The 6,621-nt window shown below is 70.3% G+C and carries 7 protein-coding genes; 2 read left to right on the top strand and 5 right to left on the bottom strand.

Features of this window, described 5'->3' with window-relative positions; translation table 11 throughout:
• Positions 1–265: 265 nt before the first annotated feature.
• Positions 266–1,096 carry an SAM-dependent methyltransferase gene (locus Raf01_RS43910; protein WP_203924094.1) on the top strand — a complete coding sequence of 277 codons (831 nt, stop codon included), beginning with the start codon at positions 266–268 and terminating at the stop codon, positions 1,094–1,096.
• A 123-nt stretch (positions 1,097–1,219) separates the two neighbouring features.
• Here Raf01_RS43910 and Raf01_RS43905 read toward each other — a convergent pair whose 3' ends face one another.
• The 4 genes from Raf01_RS43905 to Raf01_RS43890 form a co-directional block, all read right to left on the bottom strand.
• Complete coding sequence (locus Raf01_RS43905; RefSeq protein ID WP_203924093.1) at positions 1,220–2,005, bottom strand: endonuclease/exonuclease/phosphatase family protein; 786 nt, start codon at positions 2,003–2,005, stop codon at positions 1,220–1,222.
• A 155-nt stretch (positions 2,006–2,160) separates the two neighbouring features.
• Positions 2,161–3,120, bottom strand: a complete 960-nt coding sequence (locus Raf01_RS43900; protein WP_203924092.1) for an aminoglycoside phosphotransferase family protein — start codon at positions 3,118–3,120, stop codon at positions 2,161–2,163.
• Between the two features lie 234 nt (positions 3,121–3,354).
• On the bottom strand, positions 3,355–3,687 hold the full coding sequence (locus tag Raf01_RS43895; protein WP_203924091.1) for a hypothetical protein: 333 nt from the start codon (positions 3,685–3,687) through the stop codon (positions 3,355–3,357).
• Entirely contained in the window at positions 3,680–4,153 is a 474-nt protein-coding gene (locus tag Raf01_RS43890; protein WP_203924090.1) for a hypothetical protein, read from the bottom strand. The genes Raf01_RS43895 and Raf01_RS43890 overlap by 8 nt, the downstream gene beginning before the upstream one ends.
• 899 nt (positions 4,154–5,052) lie before the next feature.
• Between Raf01_RS43890 and Raf01_RS43885 the strand changes: the two genes are divergently transcribed.
• Positions 5,053–5,844 (top strand): lytic polysaccharide monooxygenase, encoded by a 792-nt coding sequence (locus Raf01_RS43885; RefSeq protein WP_203924089.1) that lies wholly within the window; start codon positions 5,053–5,055, stop codon positions 5,842–5,844.
• Positions 5,845–5,862: 18 nt separating this feature from the next.
• Here Raf01_RS43885 and Raf01_RS43880 read toward each other — a convergent pair whose 3' ends face one another.
• The gene (locus tag Raf01_RS43880; protein WP_203924088.1) at positions 5,863–6,591 is read right to left on the bottom strand and encodes a class I SAM-dependent methyltransferase; all 729 of its coding nucleotides are present in this window, start codon (positions 6,589–6,591) and stop codon (positions 5,863–5,865) included.
• Between the last annotated feature and the right edge of the window lie 30 nt (positions 6,592–6,621).

Genomic DNA, 6,621 nt, shown 5'->3' with positions numbered 1-6,621 from the left:
CCACGCCGAACAGGCGCAGCCACCGCGAAGCGGCCACCCGGGGAGTCGTGAACACCGGGGAGTCGTGGACACCGGGGAGTCGTGAACACCGGGGAGTCGGTGCCACGGGAAGTCGTGCCCATCGGCAACCGATGTCCCCACTCGCTGTCGCGCCAGCTTGATCTTTATCTGCGATGGGCGGGATCACGGTATGGTGAGCCCGACCAAGCGGTCCTGGCATGAGACCGGTGCGCAGTCGGTCCACTGTGGGTGAGGACGGGTGATGATGGCAGCGGAGCCAAACGTGGCCGGCGAGCGGTCACCGGGCGAAGCGTCGCTCGGCTTCGACACGACCGTGGCCCATCCGGCCCGGGTCTACGACTACTGGCTCGGCGGCAAGGACAACTTCGCCGCCGACCGTGAGGCGGCCGAACGGGTACTCGCGGCGACTCCCGGCCTGCGGACGCGGGTCCGCGCGAACCGCGCGTTCCTGGCCAGGGTGGTACGGTTCCTGGTCGGCTCCGCAGGCATCACGCAGTTCCTGGACATCGGCACCGGCATCCCCTCGCCGAACAACACCCACCAGGTGGCGCAGGCGGTGGTTCCGGCGGCCCGCGTCGTGTACGTCGACAACGATCCCATCGTGCTCACTCACGCCCGGGCGTTGCTGACCAGCTCGGCCGAGGGGGCGACCAACTACCTCGACGCCGACCTGCGGAATCCCGAGCGGATCCTGGAGGAGGCCGCGCAGCGGCTCGACTTCGACCGGCCCATCGGGGTCATCCTGCTCGGCGTCCTCCACCTGGTTCAGGACAGCGAGGATCCGTGGGCGATCGTCGGCCGGTTGATGGCGGCCGTACCATCGGGCAGCTACCTGGCCATCTCCCACCCGGCCCTGGAGATCAACCCTGGGCAGCAGGAGGCGCAGAAGCGGTACAACGAGCGGGTGTCGACGCCACAGACGCTGCGTACCCAGTCGGACGTCGCCCGGTTCTTCACCGGCCTGGAACTGGTCGAACCCGGGCTGGTTCAGGTCCACCAGTGGCGGCCGGAGGCCGGCGACCCGGTACCTGACGATGGCACCAGCGCCCACGGCGGGCTCGCCCGCAAGCCCTGACGCCCGCGGGCCCCGACGTCACGGCCCCGACCGACACAGCCTCGACCGCCACAGCCTCGACCGCCACGGGCCCGAGCGACACAGGCCCGACCGACACAGGCCCGACCGACACAGGCCCGACGGCTACCGGAGCAGCTCGGTCTCGATGCCGTAGTGGTCGGACAGGTACGCCGACCGGCCGTCCGGCAGCGTGACGGCGTCCTGGAAGACCAGGCGGGCCCTGGGCTTCAGGTCGCCCGCCGGGGCGGACCGGAGCAACACGTGGTCGAAGGCCGGTGGCGAGGGAAACTGCGGAGTCGGCCGGTACGTGGGTTCGCGGCTACCGTTCATCGTGTCGGCCAGCGACTGGGCCGCGGCAAACTCGGCGAGTACCCGTGAACTGCGCGGCAGGTTGAAGTCGCCCATGACGATCAGCGGCAGGCGCGGATCGATCGCGGACAGCAAAGCGCCCAGCCGATCCAGCTCCCCTCGCTGCACCCGGGTGTACCGGTTGGCCGGCGACCAGTCTCCATCGCGGTTGGCCGACAGGTGGGTGTTCACCACCGCGCAGTCGGCACCGGGCAGCGCGACGACCGCGACCTGGGCGCCCTTGCGCATCAGCAGCTCCGGCCGCGCCGGGCCGGTCATCGCGAACCGGGTGAACACGCACCGCCGGATCGGCCAGCGGGACAGCAGCATCAGGCCGCCCCGGAGGGCCACCGCGCCGGTGAAGGCACGGTACGGGTAGGCGGCACCGGCGACGCGCCGGAGCAGTCGCGCATTGCGCCGGTACATCACCTCCTGGAGGCAGACGAGGTCGTACCGTTCCCGTTCGAGGATCGCGCCCAGCACTCGCAGCCGAGCGCGCACGTCGCCCTTGAACAGCGTGTTGAAGGTCAGCAGCCGCAGCGGCGTCGGGGCGCCCGTCATCCGCCCATTGTCTCCCCTGCGACGAACCGACAAGCCGCAACGAGCCCACAAGCCGTGACCAACCCACAGGCAGCGCCGAACCCGCAAGCCGCAACGAGCCGACAAGCCGCGCCGACCCACGGGGTGGCCCCCGTGCACCGGTCCCCCGGCGGCGGTCAGACGAGCAGCTCCGCGGTCTCCAGGAACCGCCGGCCGAGGTCGTGGGCGCCGAAGTCCGTCGCGTACAGTCCGGTCGACACTCGTTCCAGGAAGCCCCACTCCCAGATCGAGTCCTCGTCCACGCCCGTCTCGTCGGCAAGCAGCCGGCAGTACCGGCGGGCCAGCACCGAAGCACTGGGCGCGGCCAGCAGCTGCGGGCCCCAGTCGCGCAGAACGACGCCGAGGTCGTACGCGGGTTCGGCGAGAAACCCGTCGGGATCCACGAAGACGAAGCCGGACCCCGCTCCCGGTCGCGGCCCCACGACCCGCAGTGCGTTGCCGGGATGGGGATCGCCGTGAACGACGACGCACCGGTGCGGGTCGTGCGCGGCACTGCGCCGCTCGGCGCAGCGCAACGCCTCGGTCACGACCCGCTCCGAACATGGCCGCCCCAGCGGCTCCCACAACTGCGCGACCATCTCACCGAGCGCCCTGGCCTTGTTCGGCGGCCCGACGGTCTCATTCACCCGAAGTTCGGTCGCGACGGCCGGCCGCGGCATCCGCCATGCCTCGCGCAGAGTCTCGCAGAGGAGCACGATCGCGCGCTCCGGCGCCAGCCCGAGCTGGGCCATCGACGGGCCGAGAGACTCCAGGAGCATCGCGCCCCGATCGAGGTCGTACGCGATGATGCCGACGTACCCACGTCCCGCGGCGTCCTCGATCGTACGCACCTGGCTGGCCACGTCCTCTCCGGGAAGCGCGACCTTGACCACAGCGTGCCCTCCACCGGCAGCGCGCACCCGCGCCACATACGACGCGCTGCCACCGGTCAGCGGCTGCTCGACGGCGATCGACCAGTCGCGTTCCAGGGCGGCGACCAGATCCGCGAGCCCGGCCAGCCACTGCTCGCCCCGCGCGCCGAGGTGCGTGGCCTTCTGCCGGACCCACGTCGGTACCTCGATCGGCCGCTGGTTCACGCCGTTGATCGTTGTCCGGCCGGGCCACGCCCGCCACCCGTTTTGACACCGGGCACGTTCGACGCGGGGCACGTGTGACACGGGCACATTCTGACCCGGACCCGTCTTGACCCTTACCCGTCTTGACCGGGCACGCGGCACCGCTGACGGCTGCACCGCCGGCCGCCGCACCGCCGACTGCCGCACCGCCGAGCGTCGCACCGCCGCAGCGCCGTGCCACCGGCCGCCGCGCCGTCACGACGGCGAGGGGTCCCGGTCGGCGTTGACCGCGAGCCGACGCAGGCCGTCGAGGGTAGCCGCCGGATCGAGGATCGCCGTCCTGAGCCGGCGCAGTTCGGCGGCCGTCTGGCGGGCCTCGTAACGCAGCCGGAGGATCTCCCTGTCCAGGTCCTGAATGCGTACCCGGAGCGGCTCGATGAGCGTGAGGGCGGTATCGGTCAAAACATCGGCGGTGTCAGCCTTCGTCTTGTGCCACCGCAGCGCCGCCGCGGCCGCCGCGCCCAGGCCACCACCGGCGCCGAGCACCGACAACACAGATGTGATGAGGTGAGTCCACGTGCTATTCATGACTGTCGCGCTGTCCAATGAGCGTTCTGACTTCGGCAATGAGCTGTGCCTCCACCGCTTGGTCGAACCTGCGCAGATCGCGCCAGATCTGGCTCAGCCGCCACCAGGATCCGATCCCCACCGCCGCGACGAATCCACCGGCGGCGGCGCCGGAAAACCCGGTGAAGGCCACGATTCCCACGGTGTACATGGCCGCGGCCGTACCCAGCACCAGCACTCCGACCGCTTCGATCGACAGGCTCGCCGCCACCGTCCCCGTCCCCGTCCAGAACACACCGGTGAGGCCGGTCAGCCCGGACAGGGCCAGCAGGATCACCCAGACGACCCGCACCGGCCCGGGCATAGCAGCGTCCACCGCGGCTGGGCGGGTGTTGGTCAGGGTCAGGATGAGGGCGACCACGGGCGCGGCGGTCAGTAGAACCACCTCGTACGGGTGGCGCCCCGAAGTGATCCGGACCGATGTCATGCTCCCTCCCCGTGCGCAGACCCGAGGCACGCCCTCTCGATGCACGCCCTCTCTGTCCGGGAGGTCGCGACAGCCGAGCCGGTGACCGCCATAGGCATCACTACCACCCCTACAGACAGTCACGGATCTTTCGGAAGTCTGCCGCTTCGACCGCTTCGAGCGCCCGCAAGGTCGACTACAAAGGGTGAAGGTAGAGCGATCTACCCGTCCGGAACTTCCGGGCAATATCGAAGTCCTGGGGGTTCGTGCGCTGGTAGCGGTACTTATTGAGGCTGCCGGCGGGACAGCGTGAGCACTTCGGCTCGCCGTGACACATCGTATCGACCCCTGAGTCGCCGCCCACCGGTCGACGAGGGTCTATTACTGATAGTAAGCGTGCAGGCTAGCCGTCCACTTTGTCAAACGGGTCGGATCTGCGCCACCTTGACCCCTGTCGTTGATCCGACAGACAGCCGCTCGCGCATCCGGCGGGGTCGTCGCCGCCGTAGCCGGCCGGCCGGGACACCAGGCTCCACCCGGGCACGGCGACGCTGGCGCCGTGCCGTGCCGTGCCGTGCCGGGCCGGGCCGGGCCGTGCCGGGCCGTGCCGGGCCGGGCCGCGAAACCCACCCAGAAGTTCAGTCCGCGGTCGCCGTCGTCCAACCCGCGCCACACCGCCTCAGGCGGGCAGACCGCCGCGCGGCCGTGGCGCTCGGTGGCACCGTAGGTCCGCGGTGCCAGGACACGTCGTACACCTCGATGCCGACAACGTCGGCGATGGATCGGCCCAGTCGGGCATCGCCGGCGGCCGGCGCCACCGGACATCGAAAATCATCACTTGACTCTTTACTGTTAACACACCTTACTTTATTTTGAGGAGTACCGGCCGGTCATCCATCCGCCTCCCCCGAGGAGCAACGATGCGAAGAAGGTACTCCCTGCCGTTGGTGGCACTCGCCGCTGTCGCCGGCTCCCTGGCCATCGCCGCCCCCGCATCGGCGCACGGCTACGTGTCCGCCCCACCCAGCCGCCAGGCATTCTGCGCGCAGGGTGTTGTCGCATGTGGACAGATCAAGTACGAGCCGCAGAGCGTCGAGGGCCCCAAGGGCCTGCACAGTTGCAGCGGCGGCAACGCCCAGTTCGCCGAACTGGACGACAACAGCAAGAACTGGCCGGCCACCAGCGTCGGTTCCACGGTCACGTTCAACTGGGTCTTCACCGCCCGGCACGCGACCCTCAACTGGCAGTACTACATCGGAAACACCCTGCTGAAGTCGATCAGCGGCAACAACCAGCAACCGCCGGCCAGCGTCTCGCACACGGTAAGCCTGGGCGGCTACACCGGCCGGCAGACCGTCCTCGCGGTCTGGAACATCGCCGACACCGCCAACGCCTTCTACTCGTGCGTCGACGTTCAGATCGGCGGAGGCGGGGGCAATCCACCACCTCCCCCGCCCGGCGGGTGTACGGCGCCGGCCTGGAGCGCGACCCAGGTCTACGTCGGCGGGAACACCGTCTCGTACGGCGGGCACACGTGGCAAGCCAAGTGGTGGACGCAGGGCGAGACGCCCGGCAGTTCGGACGTGTGGGCGGATCAGGGTACCTGCCAGAGTGCCGCCGCACCGGCCGTCACCCAACCGCGCGGCACCAGAATCCAAGGCACCGTAATCCAAGGCACCAGAGTCCAAGGCACCAGACCCCAAGCGGTGTGACCAACCGCCCCGGACTCCTCACCCAGCCGTCGGGCCGACCCGGCGGCTGGGTGCTGTGGTCAGGGTCTGCGGCGTGTCATCCGGGTCTGGGGCGATGGCGAGGACGCAGATCACTGGCGGGCTGAGGGCGAGCGTACGCGTGCTCGGCTGAGTGAAGCCGGCGCTCCGCAGCAGGTTCTCGACCTCCTCGGCGGCGTCGCGGGATGTAGCCGCTGTGGCGCCGGCGCAGCGAGGCTGGGACGCGATGGCAATGCGCCCGCCGGGTGCGAGCCGCCCGCGCAGGTCGGCGAGCCGTTCGACCGGCGCGGGCCAGAACCCGAGGGAGTTGACGGCGAGGATAGCGTCGAAGGGGCCGGCGAGAGCGGCCGGAAGCCGATCGGCCGAAGCATTGATCAGGGTAACCCGGCCGGCCCGGATGGCGGCGGCGTTGCGCCTGGACGCCTGTCTGAGCATCACACCGGAATGGTCGATGCCGTACACGTGACCCGCGCCGTTGCGGACCAGTTCCGCGACCGCGATACCGGGGCCGAAGCCGACCTCAAGGACCCGGTCGCCAGGCCCCACCTCGAGCAGCGAGGCCACCCAGCGGTTGCGCTGCCGGTTGGACGGGCGGTGGGCGAACACCCAACCGTTCACGCTCCCGGCCGCGCCCCGGGGACGATGGGCCTGGCCGATGACGTCGCGGTCAAGGGCGCGAACGGCGGCTAGCCCGGCACGCCCGATCACGTACTCGATGGCCACGGTCACTACCCGCCTCGTTGCGGGTGGCAGGCTTCT

It is taken from the genome of Rugosimonospora africana (assembly GCF_016862975.1).
Classification (GTDB): domain Bacteria; phylum Actinomycetota; class Actinomycetes; order Mycobacteriales; family Micromonosporaceae; genus Rugosimonospora; species Rugosimonospora africana.
This window is presented reverse-complemented; position numbering and strand designations above follow the sequence as displayed.